At 54.6% G+C, this 17,468-nt stretch carries 17 protein-coding genes; 2 read left to right on the top strand and 15 right to left on the bottom strand.

The annotated features are described in order from the left end of the window. Positions 1–12 precede the first annotated feature (12 nt). The 5 genes from hemW to gpr all read right to left on the bottom strand — a co-directional run bounded on the left by hemW (position 13) and on the right by gpr (position 6,075). Positions 13–1,185: a radical SAM family heme chaperone HemW gene (gene hemW / locus NR121_RS03165; RefSeq protein ID WP_062407519.1), complete on the bottom strand. Its 1,173-nt coding sequence runs from the start codon at positions 1,183–1,185 to the stop codon at positions 13–15. An 87-nt stretch (positions 1,186–1,272) separates the two neighbouring features. Further along, on the bottom strand, positions 1,273–3,087 hold the full coding sequence (lepA, locus tag NR121_RS03170; RefSeq protein ID WP_062407517.1) for a translation elongation factor 4: 1,815 nt from the start codon (positions 3,085–3,087) through the stop codon (positions 1,273–1,275). A gap of 83 nt (positions 3,088–3,170) precedes the next feature. Continuing rightward, the gene (locus NR121_RS03175) at positions 3,171–3,539 is read right to left on the bottom strand and encodes a hypothetical protein (RefSeq protein WP_062407515.1); all 369 of its coding nucleotides are present in this window, start codon (positions 3,537–3,539) and stop codon (positions 3,171–3,173) included. A gap of 51 nt (positions 3,540–3,590) precedes the next feature. Continuing rightward, complete coding sequence (gene spoIIP / locus NR121_RS03180) at positions 3,591–4,841, bottom strand: stage II sporulation protein P (protein WP_062407513.1); 1,251 nt, start codon at positions 4,839–4,841, stop codon at positions 3,591–3,593. Positions 4,842–5,076: 235 nt separating this feature from the next. Further along, the gene (gpr, locus tag NR121_RS03185; RefSeq protein WP_174350754.1) at positions 5,077–6,075 is read right to left on the bottom strand and encodes a GPR endopeptidase; all 999 of its coding nucleotides are present in this window, start codon (positions 6,073–6,075) and stop codon (positions 5,077–5,079) included. 195 nt (positions 6,076–6,270) lie between these two features. Between gpr and rpsT the strand changes: the two genes are divergently transcribed. Then, on the top strand, positions 6,271–6,543 hold the full coding sequence (rpsT, locus tag NR121_RS03190) for a 30S ribosomal protein S20 (protein ID WP_054818541.1): 273 nt from the start codon (positions 6,271–6,273) through the stop codon (positions 6,541–6,543). Positions 6,544–6,634: 91 nt separating this feature from the next. Here the strand turns inward: rpsT and holA are convergent, their stop codons facing one another. The 5 genes from holA to NR121_RS03215 all read right to left on the bottom strand — a co-directional run bounded on the left by holA (position 6,635) and on the right by NR121_RS03215 (position 11,463). Next, on the bottom strand, positions 6,635–7,654 hold the full coding sequence (gene holA / locus NR121_RS03195; RefSeq protein WP_054818550.1) for a DNA polymerase III subunit delta: 1,020 nt from the start codon (positions 7,652–7,654) through the stop codon (positions 6,635–6,637). Positions 7,655–7,967: 313 nt separating this feature from the next. After that, positions 7,968–9,239 (bottom strand): anti-sigma factor family protein, encoded by a 1,272-nt coding sequence (locus tag NR121_RS03200; protein WP_054818540.1) that lies wholly within the window; start codon positions 9,237–9,239, stop codon positions 7,968–7,970. A 51-nt stretch (positions 9,240–9,290) separates the two neighbouring features. Then, positions 9,291–9,848, bottom strand: coding sequence for an RNA polymerase sigma factor (locus NR121_RS03205; protein ID WP_062407507.1), 558 nt, complete (start codon positions 9,846–9,848; stop codon positions 9,291–9,293). A gap of 230 nt (positions 9,849–10,078) precedes the next feature. Then, complete coding sequence (locus NR121_RS03210) at positions 10,079–10,282, bottom strand: 2-hydroxymuconate tautomerase family protein (protein WP_054818538.1); 204 nt, start codon at positions 10,280–10,282, stop codon at positions 10,079–10,081. Then, positions 10,270–11,463 carry a YbfB/YjiJ family MFS transporter gene (locus NR121_RS03215; protein ID WP_074726988.1) on the bottom strand — a complete coding sequence of 398 codons (1,194 nt, stop codon included), beginning with the start codon at positions 11,461–11,463 and terminating at the stop codon, positions 10,270–10,272. Before NR121_RS03215 ends, NR121_RS03210 begins: the two co-directional genes overlap by 13 nt. 136 nt (positions 11,464–11,599) lie before the next feature. Between NR121_RS03215 and NR121_RS03220 the strand changes: the two genes are divergently transcribed. Further along, entirely contained in the window at positions 11,600–12,472 is an 873-nt protein-coding gene (locus NR121_RS03220) for a LysR family transcriptional regulator (protein ID WP_062407501.1), read from the top strand. A gap of 108 nt (positions 12,473–12,580) precedes the next feature. Here the strand turns inward: NR121_RS03220 and NR121_RS03225 are convergent, their stop codons facing one another. The 5 genes from NR121_RS03225 to NR121_RS03245 form a co-directional block, all read right to left on the bottom strand. After that, the gene (locus NR121_RS03225; RefSeq protein WP_054818535.1) at positions 12,581–13,495 is read right to left on the bottom strand and encodes an EamA family transporter; all 915 of its coding nucleotides are present in this window, start codon (positions 13,493–13,495) and stop codon (positions 12,581–12,583) included. Positions 13,496–13,685: 190 nt separating this feature from the next. Then, on the bottom strand, positions 13,686–14,048 hold the full coding sequence (locus NR121_RS03230) for an MFS transporter (RefSeq protein ID WP_256830477.1): 363 nt from the start codon (positions 14,046–14,048) through the stop codon (positions 13,686–13,688). Between the two features lie 51 nt (positions 14,049–14,099). After that, on the bottom strand, positions 14,100–14,276 hold the full coding sequence (locus NR121_RS03235) for an amidase family protein (RefSeq protein ID WP_137670529.1): 177 nt from the start codon (positions 14,274–14,276) through the stop codon (positions 14,100–14,102). Between the two features lie 12 nt (positions 14,277–14,288). Next, positions 14,289–16,880 carry a ComEC/Rec2 family competence protein gene (locus tag NR121_RS03240; RefSeq protein ID WP_306274252.1) on the bottom strand — a complete coding sequence of 864 codons (2,592 nt, stop codon included), beginning with the start codon at positions 16,878–16,880 and terminating at the stop codon, positions 14,289–14,291. Positions 16,881–16,945: 65 nt separating this feature from the next. Beyond that, positions 16,946–17,458 carry a deoxycytidylate deaminase gene (locus NR121_RS03245; protein ID WP_062407496.1) on the bottom strand — a complete coding sequence of 171 codons (513 nt, stop codon included), beginning with the start codon at positions 17,456–17,458 and terminating at the stop codon, positions 16,946–16,948. Positions 17,459–17,468: the final 10 nt, after the last annotated feature.

Genomic DNA, 17,468 nt, shown 5'->3' on the forward strand with positions numbered 1-17,468 from the left:
CGTATAAAATATTCAACCCTTTTTTAACCCGACCGCTCCCAAAAACTCGCCGAACACCTCATTGCCAAGCCATAACCCGCGTGCGGATAACTTATAGCCCTCCGGCTGAGCCTCAAGCAGCCCTTGTCCGCAAAGCTTATCCAGCACATCGCCGAACACATCCTCGAGTTTTCTGCCGAATTGCTCGGTAAAATCCGCTTTCCTTACGCCGCGAAGCAGCCGCAGCCCGACCATCATGAAATCTTCCATGGCCTCCTCTTCGCTGACCTCACTGGTTTCCAAAAGCGGGCGTCCTTTCCGGGTCGCGTCGATATACGGCTGAATCCCTTTTATGTTGACATGGCGCAGCCCCCGGACATACCCGTGCGCTCCCGCGCCAAGGCCGTAATAGCTTTGATTGCGCCAATACATCGAATTATGGCGGCTCTCATACCCTGGCTTCGCAAAATTGCTGATCTCATATTGACCGTACCCCGCGGACTTTAACCGCTCCATGATCAGGGCGAACATGGCAGCTTCCTCTTCTTCCTCAGGCAACGGAAGCTCGCCCCGTTCATACAGGGCATGGAACAGTGTGTTTTCTTCTACCTTTAAGCTGTAAATCGAATAATGAGTCAGATCCAGCGCTAAAGCTTTGCGGAGCGTATCTTCCATCATATCCCGCGTCTGCTTCGGCAGTCCGAACATCAGATCGATAGACAGATTGGTAAAGCCGGCCGCGCGTGCGTTCTCAAGACTCCGGTATACGTCATCCGTGTTGTGAATTCTTCCGATCCGTTCCAGCAGTCCGTTGTCGAACGATTGTACGCCGAAGCTGACCCGGTTGACGCCGCCCTCTTTCATGGCCTGAAGCTTATCCGGATCCGTTGTGCCGGGGTTCGCTTCCATTGTAAACTCGAGCTGAGGCGACCAAAGCGGAAAGTAGGTGCGTACCCGGTGCAAAAAGCTTTTCATCTGTTCGGGCGTCAGCACCGTCGGCGTTCCTCCACCCACGAAAATCGTCTCGATCTCTCCCGGCGGCACTGCCTTTACGGTTTGCTCCATCTCCCGCTCCAATGCGTCCAAATATTCCATGACCGGCTGGCCCTTGAGAATATACGAATTAAAGTCGCAGTAATGGCATTTGTTCGTGCAAAACGGGATATGAAGGTACACCGCTTTAGGTGTTTGGTTTTGCTGCAGCATTTGGGTCACCATCCCTCGAATGGCAAAAGCAGGTGCCTGCCTGAAGCCGCGATAGCCCCGATCAGCACCTGCCCGCCTATGTTCAGTTTATTTATCGTCGATCTTCAGCACCGCCATAAACGCTTCCTGCGGTACCTCTACGCTGCCGACCTGCTTCATGCGCTTTTTCCCTTCCTTCTGCTTCTCCAGGAGCTTCCGTTTCCGGGAAATATCGCCTCCGTAGCATTTGGCAAGCACGTTTTTGCGCATCGCTTTGACCGTTTCACGGGCAATGACCTTCTGTCCGATCGCCGCCTGGATAGGCACCTCGAACATTTGCCGGGGAATGATCTCCTTGAGCTTCTCGCAAATGATGCGTCCGCGGTTGTAAGCGCGGTCGCGGTGAACGATGAAGGAGAAGGCGTCTACCTGCTCTCCGTTCAGCAGAATATCCATTTTGACCAGGTTGGAACGTTTGTAGCCTGAAAACTCATAATCAAAGGATGCATACCCCTTGGTGCTCGATTTTAGCTGATCGAAGAAGTCGTATACAATCTCCGATAACGGGATCTCGTAGGTCAACGTAACCCGCGTCGTATCGAGATATTCCATATTGATATATTCGCCGCGCTTGGATTGGCAAAGCTCCATGATCGCCCCGACGTAGTCGTTAGGGACAATGATCGACGCCTTCACGAACGGCTCCTCGACAAAATCGATTTTGCCAACTTCAGGAAACAGCGACGGATTTTCAATGTTCAGCACCGTACCGTTGGTCTGCGTCACGCGGAATACCACGCTCGGCGCCGTGGTAATGAGCGGAATGTTAAATTCCCGTTCAATCCGCTCCTGAATGATCTCCATGTGGAGAAGCCCCAGAAAGCCGCAGCGGAAACCGAATCCGAGGGCGGTCGATGTCTCCGGCTCAAAGCTGAGCGAAGCGTCGTTCAACTGCAGCTTCTCGAGCGCTTCGCGCAGGTCGTTGTAATCGCTTGTTTCAATCGGGTACAAACCGCAGAACACCATAGGATTGATTTTGCGGTAGCCCGGGAGCGGTTCCGGTGTCGGGTTCTTGGCATCGGTGACGGTATCCCCGACGCGGGTATCGCCGACATTCTTGATCCCCGCCACGATAAAGCCTACATCGCCGACTTCCAGCGACTCGACGGTTCCCATCCGCGGCTTGAACGCCCCGACCTCGATGACTTCAAACGTTTTGTCCGTCGCCATAAACTTGATTTTGGAGCCTGAACGGATAGAGCCGTCTATCACCCGGACGTAAACGATAACGCCTTTGTACGGATCGTAGTGCGAGTCGAAAATGAGCGCCTTCAGCGGTTGGTCGGGATCGCCCGTCGGAGCCGGCACCTTCTGGACCACCTGCTCAAGGATTTCTTTAATCCCGATGCCCGCCTTCGCCGATGCGAGCACCGCTTCGCTTGCATCGAGCCCGATGACGTCCTCGATCTCCTGCTTCACCCGCTCCGGATCTGCGCTTGGCAAATCGATTTTGTTAATGACCGGCAGTATCTCCAAATTATTGTCCAATGCCAGATACACATTGGCCAGCGTCTGCGCTTCGATGCCCTGAGCCGCGTCTACGACGAGCAGCGCGCCTTCACAGGCCGCAAGGCTGCGGGATACCTCGTACGTAAAGTCGACGTGGCCCGGGGTGTCGATCAGGTTCAATATATATTCTTCGCCGTCATCGGCACGGTAGTTCAGCCTGACGGCCTGCAGTTTGATCGTGATCCCCCGCTCCCGTTCCAAATCCATCTGGTCGAGCACCTGATCCTGCATTTCACGCGACGATAGCGCGCCGGTGAATTCGAGAATCCGGTCAGCCAGCGTTGATTTTCCATGATCGATATGAGCGATAATGCTAAAATTTCTGATTTTTTTCTGTCTGGCTCGGATATCCATCGGCAGCTAAACCTCACTAACCTGCAAATTTACAATACTATTCATTATAGCAGTTGTGAGGGAATGCTTCAATGGAGTCCCGATTACTTCAGCAGGGCTTCAATCAAGGAGACGAAAGCGCGAATCGCGTGATACGCCGCAATCTGCAGCAGCTCCCCCGCCTTGTTGCCCACGCGGTTGATTCCCGTATCGGCGGTCGGCTCGGCGTCGGTCGCCGCCTTCGATTTGACCGGCGGCTTTGATTTGGCCGTATGGCTGCCTGCCGCCGCCGTCTTTCCGGCAGCCGGCGCCGAGCTGTAAGCACGCTGCGCGGGCGCGGCGTCCGCCTGCGCTTTGGTAAGCGGTCCGTGAATCCGTTCTGTCCCCTGCGTGGCGAGCGATACGCCGAAAAAAATGCAAAACGCCATGGCCAGCCCAAAGGTGCCGTACTTTACGAATGCATTGCCTCTCACACACTTTCCTCTCCTTTCATTGCAGGCGGCGGACGTTTACGTTTGGCCGGCTCAGCTTTGCTTTTTTTCCTCCGCCGGGGCAGGAGCAGGAGGGGCATCCACCTTCTCCGCATTCAGGATGACTTGGGAGATCGCTGCCGCAAGCGCATCCGCAGTACGGTAGCACTCCTCCAGCGTGTTGTCCACGCCGCCGATTTCGATCAGCACGTTGTGCGGTGAAAAATTCTGATTATATACCCCGTTGCCTTCACCGGATTTGGCATGAATCCCCTTGGAAATACCCGGGAATTTTTCTTCCAACGCTTGGTCGATCTGCTCGGCAAACTCATAATTTTGCTTCCAGTTCGGATTTTTCCCGCCGATGATAAAATAAACCTGTGCATACGTCTTGCCGTTAATGGTAGCCGTTGTTTTGTCGCGCCGCTGGGAATCGCGATGAAGATCAAAATAGAATTTCAAATCAGGATGTCCGGCCGAGGCTTCCTGCAGCGTTTTGAGAGAATACCTGTAAGAATAATAGTAATTGAAATTGGGCTCGATCGCCGGATAGTTTTTGTCGGAATGCACGGCCCCGATCCCTTCCCTTTCCAGCTTTTCCGCAAGCCTGCGGCCTACAAGCGTCACATTTTTCTTTGGATCGTAGGCCTTGTCCGGATCCTTCACTCCCGGAAGTTCCGGCAAATAGGACTCCTGATTGTGGGACTGATAAATGAATACCACATTTTTGCCCGCTGTTCTCGGAGGCTGCGCAGTCGGAAGCGGATGCTCAGGACCTTGAACCGGCCCCTCCGCAGCGGCACCCGGGTTCGCCGTAATGGAGCCGGCCTCGCCCAAATCTTCCCGTTCAAACACGCCGGACTTCGGTCCGAAATCCATCGGGGAATCTGCCGTCCCGCCGCCTTTGCTCAGCAGAACGGCGCGATCCTGCCCCATCCCCGGCACCTCCCTGGCGATCAACGACTTCGGATCATGCGGGTTCAGGTCGGTCACCAGAGAAAACAAAAAGGCGGATACGTTGGATTGCGAGAACGTGAACGTTTTCCCGTCCGACGGAAGATGGGGAATCTCCATGCCCATCATATCCATGAAAAATTGGCTCGATACCGAGGCCGCCAGCCCCTTCATGGAAGAAGACGGCTCCGTATTCCTGATCTTGGAATGCACATATCCAAACAACCCCAGCGCTATAAAAAATAACAGGCATCCCGTCATCAAAATCGTCAAGGTCCGCATATACACTCCAACGGAATATTTCGCTTTCCGAAGCTTGTTCAAGCTCACCGTAATTGCCGGCCATTTCATTGCCATTCCTCCTTCTTCTGCTTCCGGTTCTGCAGGCGCGGCGGCGGTCACTCGGGTTCCGCCCGCTTGTTCGTCTCCTCGATCGTCTACTAACAACTCTATGAAGAGGCGTAAATCGATAGAACCTAAAAATAATAGACCTTATCGGAAGAAGGAGCTTTGCGGCCCTCCGTTCAACAATAAAAAACGCCCGATCGGCTCAATAATGAGCCTTTCGGGCGTTTTCGCATCAGGATTAATGGGTATATGCCGACACATTGTCCGCATCCACCGCCTCGTGTAATGCGGCGTTCAAGCCGCTTGCGATGATGTTCGCAATGTCTTCAATAAACTGATCGATCTCTTTGGGCGTGACCAGCAGATCGTGCCCCAAAGGATTAAGCACTTCCTTGACAAGCTGCAGCCGCTCCTGCTCCTGCAGGTTATCGAGCAGACCGAGAATGTGTTCGGTATTGGCGGTTCGCTGCCGGAAATGATTCTGCATCATATCAAACGCATTGTTTACAATGGTAGAAGCGTAAACGACGGTCGGCACGCCGATCGCTATACAAGGAACTCCTAACGTTTCGAGCGTAAGACCCTTGCGTTTGCTTCCGATGCCCGAGCCGGGATGAATGCCTGTATCGGCAATTTGAATCGTCGTATTCACCCTTTCGAGCGAGCGTGAGGCAAGCGCATCGATAGCAATGACCAGATCCGGCTTCGAGCGGTCGACGATTCCCTGCACGATTTCGCCGGTTTCAATTCCCGTCGTGCCGAGTACACCCGGGGCTACTGCGCTGACAGCGCGGTATCCGGGACTCACCTGATCCGGCATCAGTTCAAAATAATGCCTTGTCACCATCACGTTCTCGACAACGATCGGACCTAAAGCATCGGGCGTCACATTCCAATTGCCAAGTCCGATAATGAGAACTTTGGCGTCCCGGGAAATGTTCAGCTTTTGCAAAAACTTCTCGAATTCTTGAGCTAGTACGGTGGCAACCCTGTTTTGAAGATCGCTGTCTTTTTGCCGGAGCGCCGGTACTTCAATCGTAATATAATGACCCGGCAGCTTTCCGAGCGCCCGGGATCCTTCCTGGGAGGTAATGTCGATCAGACTGACACGGATGCCGTCGTGCTCAACATTCGACGTATGTACGCCCGGGATGGACGAACCTGCGGAAGAAGCCATTTCGTTCGCCTCCAGCGCCAGGTCTGTCCGGACTGAATATGCGCTTAGGTCCAGCTCCATGAACTCGTCCCCTTTTCTCATTGTGCTCATGGTTTATAATGTGAAAAAGCTGTTAACGTTATGCAAAAGTTTTACAGACGCCCTCCTGCGTTTCTATTGCATTTTGATATACCTCATGTTAGAATATCAAGAGTTGTCTGCGAATGATGAAATGGACATTTAGTTTTTTGCAAGTTGTAGTAGGAGGTGAACGTCATGCCAAACATTAAATCCGCGATTAAACGTGTGAAAGTGAGCGAAAAGCGCCGTCTGCGCAATGCCTCTCATAAATCCGCACTTCGCACTGCTGTGAAATCTTTTGAAACAGCTGCAGCAAGCAACAACGTGGAAACAGCTAAAGCTGCCCTGATCGCTGCCAGCAAGAAGCTGGACAAAGCAGTGACCAAAGGATTGATCCATAAAAATGCCGCTGCCCGCAAAAAGTCCCGCTTAGCGAAAAAGTTTAACGCTCTTTCCGCGCAGGCTTAAGTTCGAGCGACGAAAGAAAGACCATGTCTCCTATACGGATACATGGTCTTTTTGTTTCTCCAATCCAACGGGTGCCTTGCCTTTCCGGCGATCAGGAAGCCAGCTTCAGCAAAAACATCTCCAGCCCCAGCACCTTATCGATTTTACCGCTTTTCATTTGGTAATCCAAATCCCCCAGCTGCTGCAAAATATGGGCCAGACGCTTCAGCTCGAACTTAACCGCCTGCCCCGCCGCAATTTTGACTCCATACGGATGCAGGCCGATCTGGCCGGCAATCTGCTGTTGGGAATAGCCCTGCTGCATCAGATCCTTCACCTGAAACATGATCCTGAACTGCCGTGCGATCAGCATGACGATCTTGATCGGCTCTTCCTTGCGCCGCAGAAGCTCATTCAGCAAGGTAAACGCTTGATCCAGTTCCACTTGCACAATATGCTCGATAAGCTGAAAAATATTTTGTTCGATGCTTCTGGTCACAAGCTGCTCCAGATCGGCGGATGTGATCGTGCCGCCCCGCCCGATATAGAGGGCGCATTTTTCCAACTCTTGGGCCAAAGCCTGCAGGTTTGTTCCCGTATATAAAATCAGCTGCTCCGCCACGCCGGGAGCCAGGCTGATGCCCGCCTTGTCCGCTTCCTGATTCACCCAATGCGCCAATTCGTCCGCCGAGAGCGCCGTACAAGGAATCAGCGCGTTCGCTTCCTTTAACGCTTTGACGATTTTTTTGCGTTCATCCAGCTTATCCGCATCCACCGTAAAGACGATGATGCTGAAGTCAACAGGCGTCTTCAAATAATCCGTTAACCGGTCCAGCTTGTGTTCGACCTTGCCGTTCTCTTTGGCGCCTGTCAAAAAGAGAGCATTATTGGCCACAACCACCTTGTTCGGCACCATAAAAGGAAGGGTCTCGGCCTCCTCGATTACCGCTTCCACCGGTGTCTCCGTCAAATCGTAACGGGATACGGCAAACGCTTTATGCTCCGGCAGCGCCAGCTTGTCCGTCAAGCGGTTAATCAGTTCCCGAATCAAGTAGCTCTCCGAGCCGTAACATACATAAACCGGCGCGAATTGCCCCTTGTCTATTTGTTTGACCGCTGTCTTGTAATCCATCGCCTTCAGCCACCATCCCCGTCCCAAGTCTTCCCTTCTTATCCCCGTCTGTGCCGGTACATTATATGATATCAACAACAAAGGGATTACGTCAAAACCGGTGCGGTCTGACCTAATCCCTTTGTCCGAAACCCATCTATATAAACACCGCCGACAGGTTGGCTCTAGAAACCCCTTAGCGGCCGGTGGTCATACGACGTGAATCGATAGTATCGTGTTGCTTGGATATCCTAGTATACGCCGAATCGTTGAGAAGTGTGCAAAACAAGTTTAAAATCGTGAACCCCGCAGCTTGCAGAGAGACGCCGCTAGTTCAGTTTTTGTTTGCCTTCGTTTCCGTCTCCGTCTGTTCCGCAAGCGAAACAATGAACGTTCTCGATTGCTCGTGCATTTTCACCGCATATGTCAGCTTATAATCTGCAGACCATTCGACCAGGTCTATCCGGTCTGCATCTTCCCACGAATATTTGGAGACATAAGCCTCTTGGCCGTTCTTGGTTCGCACGATCACACGGGCATTCTCGAAATAAGCGGTATATTTCCCGTCAGCGGAAGCCAACTGATGCACCGGCGGCGCCTCTGCCTCCGGCATGCCCAATAGTCCCATCGGACCGCCGATCTTGCTGCGGTTAACTTCAGGTACGGCAGGCTCTGACGGATTCTCCGGCTCTCCGCCACCTCCGCCTGCAGTCGGGTCCATGGTGGAGGACACACCGTGGGAAGGCTTATCGTCAGACCCCGAGGCTTCCGGCGCGGAAGGCTCCGATCCGCCGGCCGGTTTCTTCGCCGGTTCAGGCTCAGGTGCGGTATTCGATACCGCCGGCTCCTCGGGCTTCGACGTCGGTTTATGCGCCGCAGGGGGGACCGCCGCTTTGGGCGCTATCGCCATTGGCGTAAGGCTCTGCTTTTCTTCCCAATCGTCCGCTCCCGCTGCAGATTCGTTTGGAGCTCCGCTGCCGCCCGTCGCGCCATGTTGATCTATTCCGTCCGTTCCGCCCTGATTTGGGGCGTCCTGTGCAGGTAATTGGTCTTGAGCCGACATCGTGCTACCCTGATTGTCAGCGGCCTGGCTTCTTGAATCCCGTACAGCGCTTTCGCTTGCTTTTTTCTGGTCCAGTCCGAGCCATATGCCACCCGCATCCGGTCCGGCTTGCTGCTGGAACAGAAAGAACCCGAACGCAAGACCGGCCGCAACAACGCCTCCAAACACCGGAAACGAAAACCATTCCCTGACGTTTTTACGCATGCCCCGCTTTGACTGTTCTCGTGGAGGCGGCGCCGTCTGCTTCTCCGTCTCAACCTCCGCTTTCTCTTCCCCAATTGGTGCCGACCATGCCTCGCCCGGAACCTGTCCGCCTGCTTCGCCAAGCTGCTCCAGCTTCGGCATGATGGCGTCCACCAGGCTGAAAGGGGGGGTTACCTTCGGCAAGCTCTCGAGCTCATGCGACAAATTCACAAGACGCTCGAACAGCTCGGTGCAATCCGGACACTGCCGGAGATGCCCAAGCATCCGGCTGTACTCCGTTTCATCGAGATCCCGATCAAGGTATCTCTGCATCAGCTCGATCACCTCTTGACACATCATCCCCGTACACTACCTTTCTTTGGTGTTCGTATATCTTTTATCATTCGTCGCTCATCCCCGAATCGCATCGCTGCCCGCTTTTTTATACTCTCCAAGAATCGTTTGCAGCTGCTGCCTCGCCCTGAACAAATAAGACTTTACCGTGTTTATGGGCAAATCCAACGATTCTGCTATTTCATTATAGGAGAAATCCTCCAAATACCTCAGTACGACCACCGATCGATGGTGCTCGGGCAGCTTGTCGATCGCCTCTCTGATGTCTTGGGCGATATACGACGACATCACTTCGTCTTCCACCGTTTTATGGTCGGTAAAGCTCAGATCGTGCTGTTCAATCGAGACTGTCGGCTTTGCCCGACGGAATTTATCGATGCAAAGATTCGTCACGATGCGCTGAACCCACGTTTTAAACTGAGCCTTTTCTTCGTAGGAGTTGATTTTTGTATAGATTCGGATTAACGCTTCCTGTGCGGCGTCTAACGCATCCTGCTCATTGCCCAGAATGTAATAAGCGGTGCGGTAAACGTGATTCTCGATTTCTCGCAGTAGGGTAATAAGAGCGTCGCGATCGCCCGATTGGGCAGCCTTTATTAATTCTGGCGCTACCACTGGGATCCCCCTCTCATGCAACCTTATAAACGTTCCGGACTGCAAAAATGTTGCAGCGTCTTTAACTCTATTAAGAATATCAAATATTTCCTTTCAGGTATATAGAAGGAAAACGCCGTTAAGCTGCCATATTTTGCAGTTTAATATACGTCCGGAAAGCTTATTTGTTTCGTTCACGAAAACAAAAAAAGATTTCAGCGCCGCGCTTGCGGACTGAAATCTTTTTGGCTTTATTTCCCTTGCTTTCTGCGTACCGTGACCGACTCGCCGCCGATCCCCCAGTTATCCGTATCCACTTCGTCAATGACGACAACGGTCGTTTGCGGATTTTTGTTAAGTACATCTGCCAACAGCCGGGTTACTCCTTGAATCAGCTCGGCTTTCTTCTCCGTCGTCACATTTTCTTTCGTAATCTTAATGTTTACATAGGGCATGTCGATCGTCCTTTCGCGTGAATAGGAATGATGATAATGCAAGCGCCGATCAAAACGATGACGGCCGCTCCGGCAAGCGACCATCGATAGCTCCCGGACAGAGCGGCGAACAGGCCTGCAGCCGCCGGACCGGCCATTTGGCCTGCGCCGTAGATGGCGGTGAGCAATCCTACACTTCTTCCCGCATCATAAACCGCCAGACGCCTTGCCAATGAAACCGCCAACGTCGTAATGCCCATGAACGTGGCTCCAAAAAGAATCGCCCCGACGGCCAAACCGGATGCTGTCGGGAAAACCACAGGCAGCAGAATGCCGACAGCCTGCAGCAGCATGGAAAAGAAGAGCGTCCGCTCTTGCCCCCAGTACCCCTGAAGCTTGGACCACATCCAGCAGGAAGGCATAGCTGCCGCCCCTACCAGCACCCAGCTCCAGTAGGAAAGCTCCTTCATAGCGGGCACACTTTGGGCATAAGCGACCAAAAAGGTTCCGGTCACGATGTATCCCAGGCCTTCCAGGCCGTATACCAGCTGCAGGCGAAGCATTCGCGGGTCCACGCGGCGAAAGCCTTTTCCGGAAGAGCCGGATGCGGGCGGCGCAGGCCTGCGGTCTCCAACCTCCTGCAGCCCCCGCCAGCCCGTGCTTAACAGCATGGCGCAGAGCAGCGCGAGCCCCAGCCATGTGCCCTGCCAGCCAAAGGATGCCTCAAGAAGCGGAACCGCAAGTCCGGAAGCGGCGATTCCCGCCCCGACTCCGCCGTAGAATACACCCGAAGCGCCGGCAAAACCCCGCAGACCCGCAAGGCCGTCCATCACGACGCCGGAAGCATACACGAATACGGCCGCTCCAGCAAAGCCGGAAATAAACCGCAGAGCCAGCCATAGCGGGAAAAGCGTCGTCAATCCCATGAGAGCAGTTGTCAGCACGCTGATAACGAGGGAGAGCTTGAGCCGTCCAAGCCTCCGCTCGCTGCCCGAGAACCACGCCGCCATCACGGCGCCGGCCAAATACCCCGCATAATTCGCCGATGCAAGCGCTCCCGCTCCGGCTTCTCCGAAAAACTGCCGTTCCATCATAAACGGCAGAATCGGCGTATACGCGAAACGGCCGACGCCCATGGCTATAAAAAGCGCCAGCACACCGCTGATTAAAAGACCAAGCGGCCGTCCTGCCCATACCGTCATGCCCGCTCCTCCTCCGGTCCCCATTTTTTTAGCAGCCTGCTATTGTTAGCATAACGCTTTCTTGGTATCATGTAAAATACGTAATATTGATATGATCTATCTGAAATTGAGATATCAGAAAAAGGAGGAGCGCAAATTGGATATCGACATGCTCAGAGCTTTCCAAGCGGCGGCTGCAGCCGGAACCGTTTCCAAAGCTGCCCTGCAGCTCGGCTACGCACAATCCAATATCACGACCAAAATCCGTCAGTTGGAAAACGATTTGGGAACGCCGCTCTTTTACCGCCATAACCGCGGCATTACCTTGACCCCTGCGGGGAAAACGCTTAAGGGCTACGCGGACCAAGTGCTGCGCCTGATGGAGGAAGCGCGCAGGGCCGTGACCGACGGAACTGCTCCAAAAGGCTCCTTGGCCATCGGTTCTATGGAAACGACGGCTGCGGTGCGTCTGCCCGAGCTGCTGGCCTCCTATCACCGTTCCTACCCGGAAGTGAACCTGACGTTAGTCACCGGCCCGACTGAACAGCTTGTTCAGGCCGTGCTGGATTATGAGCTCGACGGCGCTTTTGTCGCCGGACCCGTGGAGCACCCCGACCTTCTGCAGGATTCGTTCATTGAAGAAGAACTGATGATCGTTACCGATGCCGCACACCCTCCGCTGGCCTCCGCCAAAGAGCTGGGCTCACGTACGCTGCTGGCGTTTCGCGCCGGCTGCTCCTACCGTGCCAGAATGGAACAGTGGCTTCATGAGGAAGGCGTCATGCCTGTAAAAATTCTGGAATTCGGCACGCTCGAAACGATTCTCGGCTGCGTGGCCGCCGGATTGGGCATTTCCCTGCTTCCCCGCTCTATCGTTCAGCGCAAAGCAGAGGAAGGCTCCATCCGCTGCCATCCCATTGCGCATAAGCACAGCCGTGTATGGACCGTGCTGATTCGGCGCAGGGACGCATATGTATCGCAGGCCTACAAAGCGTTTACAGAACAGATCCATGCCGGCGTCGTCCGATAACGGCAAAAGGACCTCAGGACCCCGTGGCAGTTACAATGGCAGCGCCGGCTCAACGAAACGCACATACGGCAAGACCGCCCCTCCACCAGGAAGAGCGGTCTTTCTTCATTAAAGCTTGCCTGCCGGCGGGTCTGTCCGCTTCACGGCGCTTTTCCGTTCAGACAAGATGATGCCTGCAAGGATCAGACCGATGCCGAGCCACTGCACCCATCCCGTCCGCTCTCCAAGCAGCAGCCCGGAGACGATGATCACGACGGGAAGCTCTACCGCTCCGAGAATGGCTGCCATCCCCGTATCCAGGTGCGGCGCTCCTTTGGCGAATACATACGGGGGCAGGATCATGCCGAACAAGGCCAGAATGCCTCCCCACAGCCACAGCCCCTCGGCAAGCGAGCCGTTCCACAGAAACTGTGGCGGATAAATCAGTAAAACCACGATAGCCGCCCCGGTAACCATCCACGAGCTTCTCAGCAATGCAGGCACCTCGACGGCTACCTTGCCGCTGAAATAGATGAACAGCGTGTAGCTCGCCGCCGCAAGCAATCCGAGTCCCGCTCCGGATAGATTAACGGGCTTTGTCGTTCCCATCCATAAGCCGGAGGCGAGCACCGTCCCGGCAAGGATAACGGCCACACCCGCAACCTGAAAGCGCCCGGGCGATTTGCCGTGCAGAAACCAATCCATCAGAAGTCCCATCCACGTAAATTGAAATAACAGCAGCACGGCGAACGAGGCGTCCAAAGACTGCAGCGAGTAATAATAGAAGACGCCTGTAAGCCCGGTAAAAAGCCCGCTGCCGATCAGCTTGAATACCGACCGCCTATCCACCCGTTTTAATGTGCGCCAGTACGGCAAACTGATCAGCCACATCGCGGCCCACCCGATCAGCACCTGGCTGCCCGTCACCTCGCCCGGCGTAAATCCATAGCTGTAAGCCAGCTTGACGAAGGTCGACAAAATGCCAAATGATGCGGCTCCCAGCAGCACCAGCATACTGGCCTTGAATCGCTTGGACGAAAGCATTCCGATTTCCCCTGTTTCGTATTATCCCTCACCCACCCGCGGTCATGCCGCACAGGTGAAGATCATAACAAAAACAGGCCGTTTATTCAAGCGGCATTCATCATTCCGCTTTTTTCAACCAACGGGAATATTTATCGTTTACAGGCGCAAGCGGCATCCAACTGCCCGCGGTGCTTTTTGCGCATCCATCTTAATGAGACAGGCACGGCCCCAGCCCTAAACCGCGAAAACTAAGCTGCACAACCAAAGCCCAAAGGCTGCTTTGTCCTGCGGTAAATCCAAGAGCGATGGACATACATGAGACCGTAAGCAGGCCTAACGGCAAAATCCACCCTGCGCCGTGCCGATCCACAATACGTCCGCCGACTGTCATAGCCAGCCCCATTGCCAGCGCCTGAGGCAGAAGGATAAGTCCCATAGCCAGAGCGCTGTAATGCAGCACCTCCTGCAGCAGCAGCGGAATGAGCAGAATGCCTGCAAACATGCTGGCCGTCGTCATCGAAGCGATGACCGTACCTTTGTTTGCCGATTTCTGTACAGTATTTTCCTGCATGCCGATCTCCCTTTCCTGCATAAAAGATAAGGAAGCCGAAGCTTCCCCATGCTAGGCAACCCATATTTCTTCTTTAGGCAGTTCTTTATACCAAGAGGTGTACTGTTCGTAGCAATGACCAACGGATAAAATTTCACCTTCCCCAAAAGGTCTGCCCATGAATTGCAAGCCGACCGGCAGCCCTTCGGAAGAAAATCCGGCGGGTACGGAAAGTGCCGTCAGCCCCAGAAAGTTCGCGTCTCATTCCTTCATTTTTGTGCGCATATATATTTTGCCCTCGCGAACGGTCATCTGCACCTCGCCGTGACGGTCGGTGCGGTGGACGCTCACCCGATGCGCGGCCAGCCGCTCCAGTACCGAAGGATGGGGATGCCCGTACACATTCTTCACTCCTGCGGAAATCACGGCATGCCTGGGCCGCCACGCCCTCAGCCACAGCTCGGAGGTAGAAGATTTGCTTCCATGATGCGCTACTTTCAGCACATCAACAGGGGGTTCCAGAAGCTTCGACGTCCCCGGCTCCAATGCCGACCACCGTTCCAGCAGCTTCCGTTCAGCCCCTTCGCCGATGTCCCCTGCAAACAGCCACCGCGTCCCGGACATCTCCATAAGAAACACGATGGAGCTCGGATTCTGGTCCTGCTCCAAACGCAGCCCCGAACCGTCCGCTTCCCGGAACGGATACAGAAAATGGAGCACCGTACCCTGTCCCTTCTCCAACCGGTCTCCGGCACGCGCATCGACAAGCTGAATACCGCGGTCCAGCGCGGTTTGGAACAGCTTCTCCACCCCGGCAGCCGGCTTCAGCGTCCCGTTAAAAATCAGCCGTTTCACCGGGATTTGTTCGATAACCGCCTGTAAACCGCCAAAATGGTCGACATCCTGATGGGTTAGAATCAGCTCGTCGATGGTCTGGACACCGCGTTTTTTGAGCAGCGGCACGAGCAGCTTCCGGCCGACTTCATACGGATCCCGCCGCTGCTTCCATTCCTCGCCCGGCTTGCGAAAGGATAAGGTACCCCCGCCGTCGATCAGCAGGCTGCCGCCGTTTCCCGGCGGCTGGATCAAGATGCTGTCCCCTTGACCGACGTCGATAAAATGCACTCTGCCCTCCGCCTTCTCCCGCCGGGGATCGTAACCGGTCCACAACACCGCGGCGAAGCTAACGATGACGGCCGGCAGCAGTACATATCGGATCCACCGCCGCGCGCGCTCCCGGCCTCTATGCTCCGCCATGGTATACAGCATAGGCTCAGTCTTTTCCCCTGCTTCCTGCGAATCCCGCTCGCCCAGCATCAGCACCACAAGCAGCGCCAGCAAACCGTAGTACATCAGGATCCATACCGGTTCCGGGCTCGGCCAAATGGTTTGAAACCACTCCGATCGGCTGGACCCGTCCACAATCCAGAACAGAAGGGTATTGACCTGACTGACGAACCAAGCAAACGGTTTGGCGATATAAAGAGAAAGGAAAGACAGCAGCATCGCTGCCGTCCCCGCCGGCATAACGATCATACTGAATACCGGAACAAGCAAAAAATTAGCCGCAAAAGAAAGCAGCGAAAATTGGCTGAAATAATAAATCGTAAGCGGAAACGAAACGAATTGCGCTACGACGGTAATGGAAACGGCATCGCGCAGCCTGGGCCGCTTCAAGGGAATCAGCTTATTCATCGCCGGGACGCCCAGGATGATCCCCAGCGTCACCAGAAACGACAGCTGGAAGCTGACGTTCACCAAATAATACGGTTCCCATATCAGCATCCCGACACCGGCGATCAGCGCAATATGCAGCCCGTCCTTCAACCGGTGCCGATAGGCCGCATATAAGCCGATCATGGCCATGATCCCCGCTCTCACGATGGAAGGCGCCGCGCCCGTCACGGCGATATAGACGGGCATCAACGCAATGGCCGTGAGCAAATACGTTTCACGCGTGAAACCGCACCGGCGCATGAGCCAAATCAAGCAGGCGAGAAAAATCGCGACATTAAGGCCGGAAATGGCGATAATGTGCGTAAGTCCGAGCCGCGAGAATTGATCGAAGAGCTCCGGGTCGATGTCATCCTCCAGACCGATCAGCATGCCTTTCATAAAGCCGCTCTGTTCCTCAGGAAACAGCTGCTCCACTTTGGCAGCCAGCTGCTCGCGAAACCGGTCGTTTGCGCGAAGAACCAGCCAGCCTCCCCACTCCCCGAAGGCGGGTGGGGTCACGCTGATTCCATCCAGTCCTTTGGCCGTCATTTGCCAGTGGATGTGCTGAAACCTTAAATAGTCCCGGTAATCAAAGCCCCCGAAGTTACGGGCCTCCCCCGGCCGCAATAACGTCCCTTCAAGCTCAATCTTATCCCCTCTTTGCCAATGCTTCGCCATTTCCTGTTCTTCCTGCTTTACTAGACGGATCGAAAACTGAACAAGCTCCCCTCGACCCCCATTCTCCGGCGGAAAACCCTCCGCGAGCGATACGCGATCCGCCTTCGCCTGAAAAGAAACCCGGTCACCGTCTACCTCCACAGGAGTCATGATTCTGCCTCGAAATCCCGCTCCGTTCGTCTCCTCAGCCTCAAGCCGGATCAGACTTCTGTTGCCGGCATCATACTCTCCGTACCATCCGGCCGCTGCCAAAGCGATCAGCATACCTGCGAACCAGGCCGAGCCCCTCGGTTTAAGCATGAGCACCAGGCAGCAAAAAATCCCGGCGCCGAAAGCAAGAAACAGATTCATCCAGGCCATCGGGTATACCAAGGCTACGGCATACCCCAGCGTCCAGCACAGGGCAAGCATGACGATAGGTCTTCTCCCGATACCTGTCAGCTCCCTTCTGTTTGCCAACAAAAAAACCTCCTTCCGAACACATGGCTAACCATGTCCGAAAAGAGGTTCTTCCTCCAAGTGATTTAATTTGTGACTTCCGAGATCGTGCTTGCCGGCGGCTCGTACTTCTCCAACTGACGGAACGTAAGTTTTTTTTGCTCCATCAAGGCGCTTACCTTGTCATGATCCTTCGGATAAGCCCGGTGATACACGATCTCTGAGATGCCGCTGTTCGCCAGCATATTGGCGCAGGTCCAGCACGGCTGATCGGTTACATACACAACCGAGCCTTCCCGGTCCTCGCGATCGGTGAACAGGAGCAGATTTTGTTCCGCATGAATGGTCCGGATGCACCGCTGCTTTTTGACCACCTGTTCTTTCCCTTCAGCAGGCACCAATTCAATTTCTTCCACCAGCATGCAGCCGGCCTCCGAGCAATCCGGGACGCCCGAGGGGGCCCCATTGTAAGCCGTGCCCAAGAGCTTTTTCCCTTGAACCAGCACCGCGCCCACATGTCTGCGGTTGCACCTTGAACGGGTGGATGCCATATAGGCGATATCCATAAAGTACGTGTCCCAATCTTTGCGGGCTGTCATGTCATGCTCG

Origin of the sequence: Paenibacillus sp. Pae15, from assembly GCF_024519685.1 — a bacterium.
GTDB lineage: Bacteria > Bacillota > Bacilli > Paenibacillales > NBRC-103111 > Paenibacillus_G > Paenibacillus_G naphthalenovorans.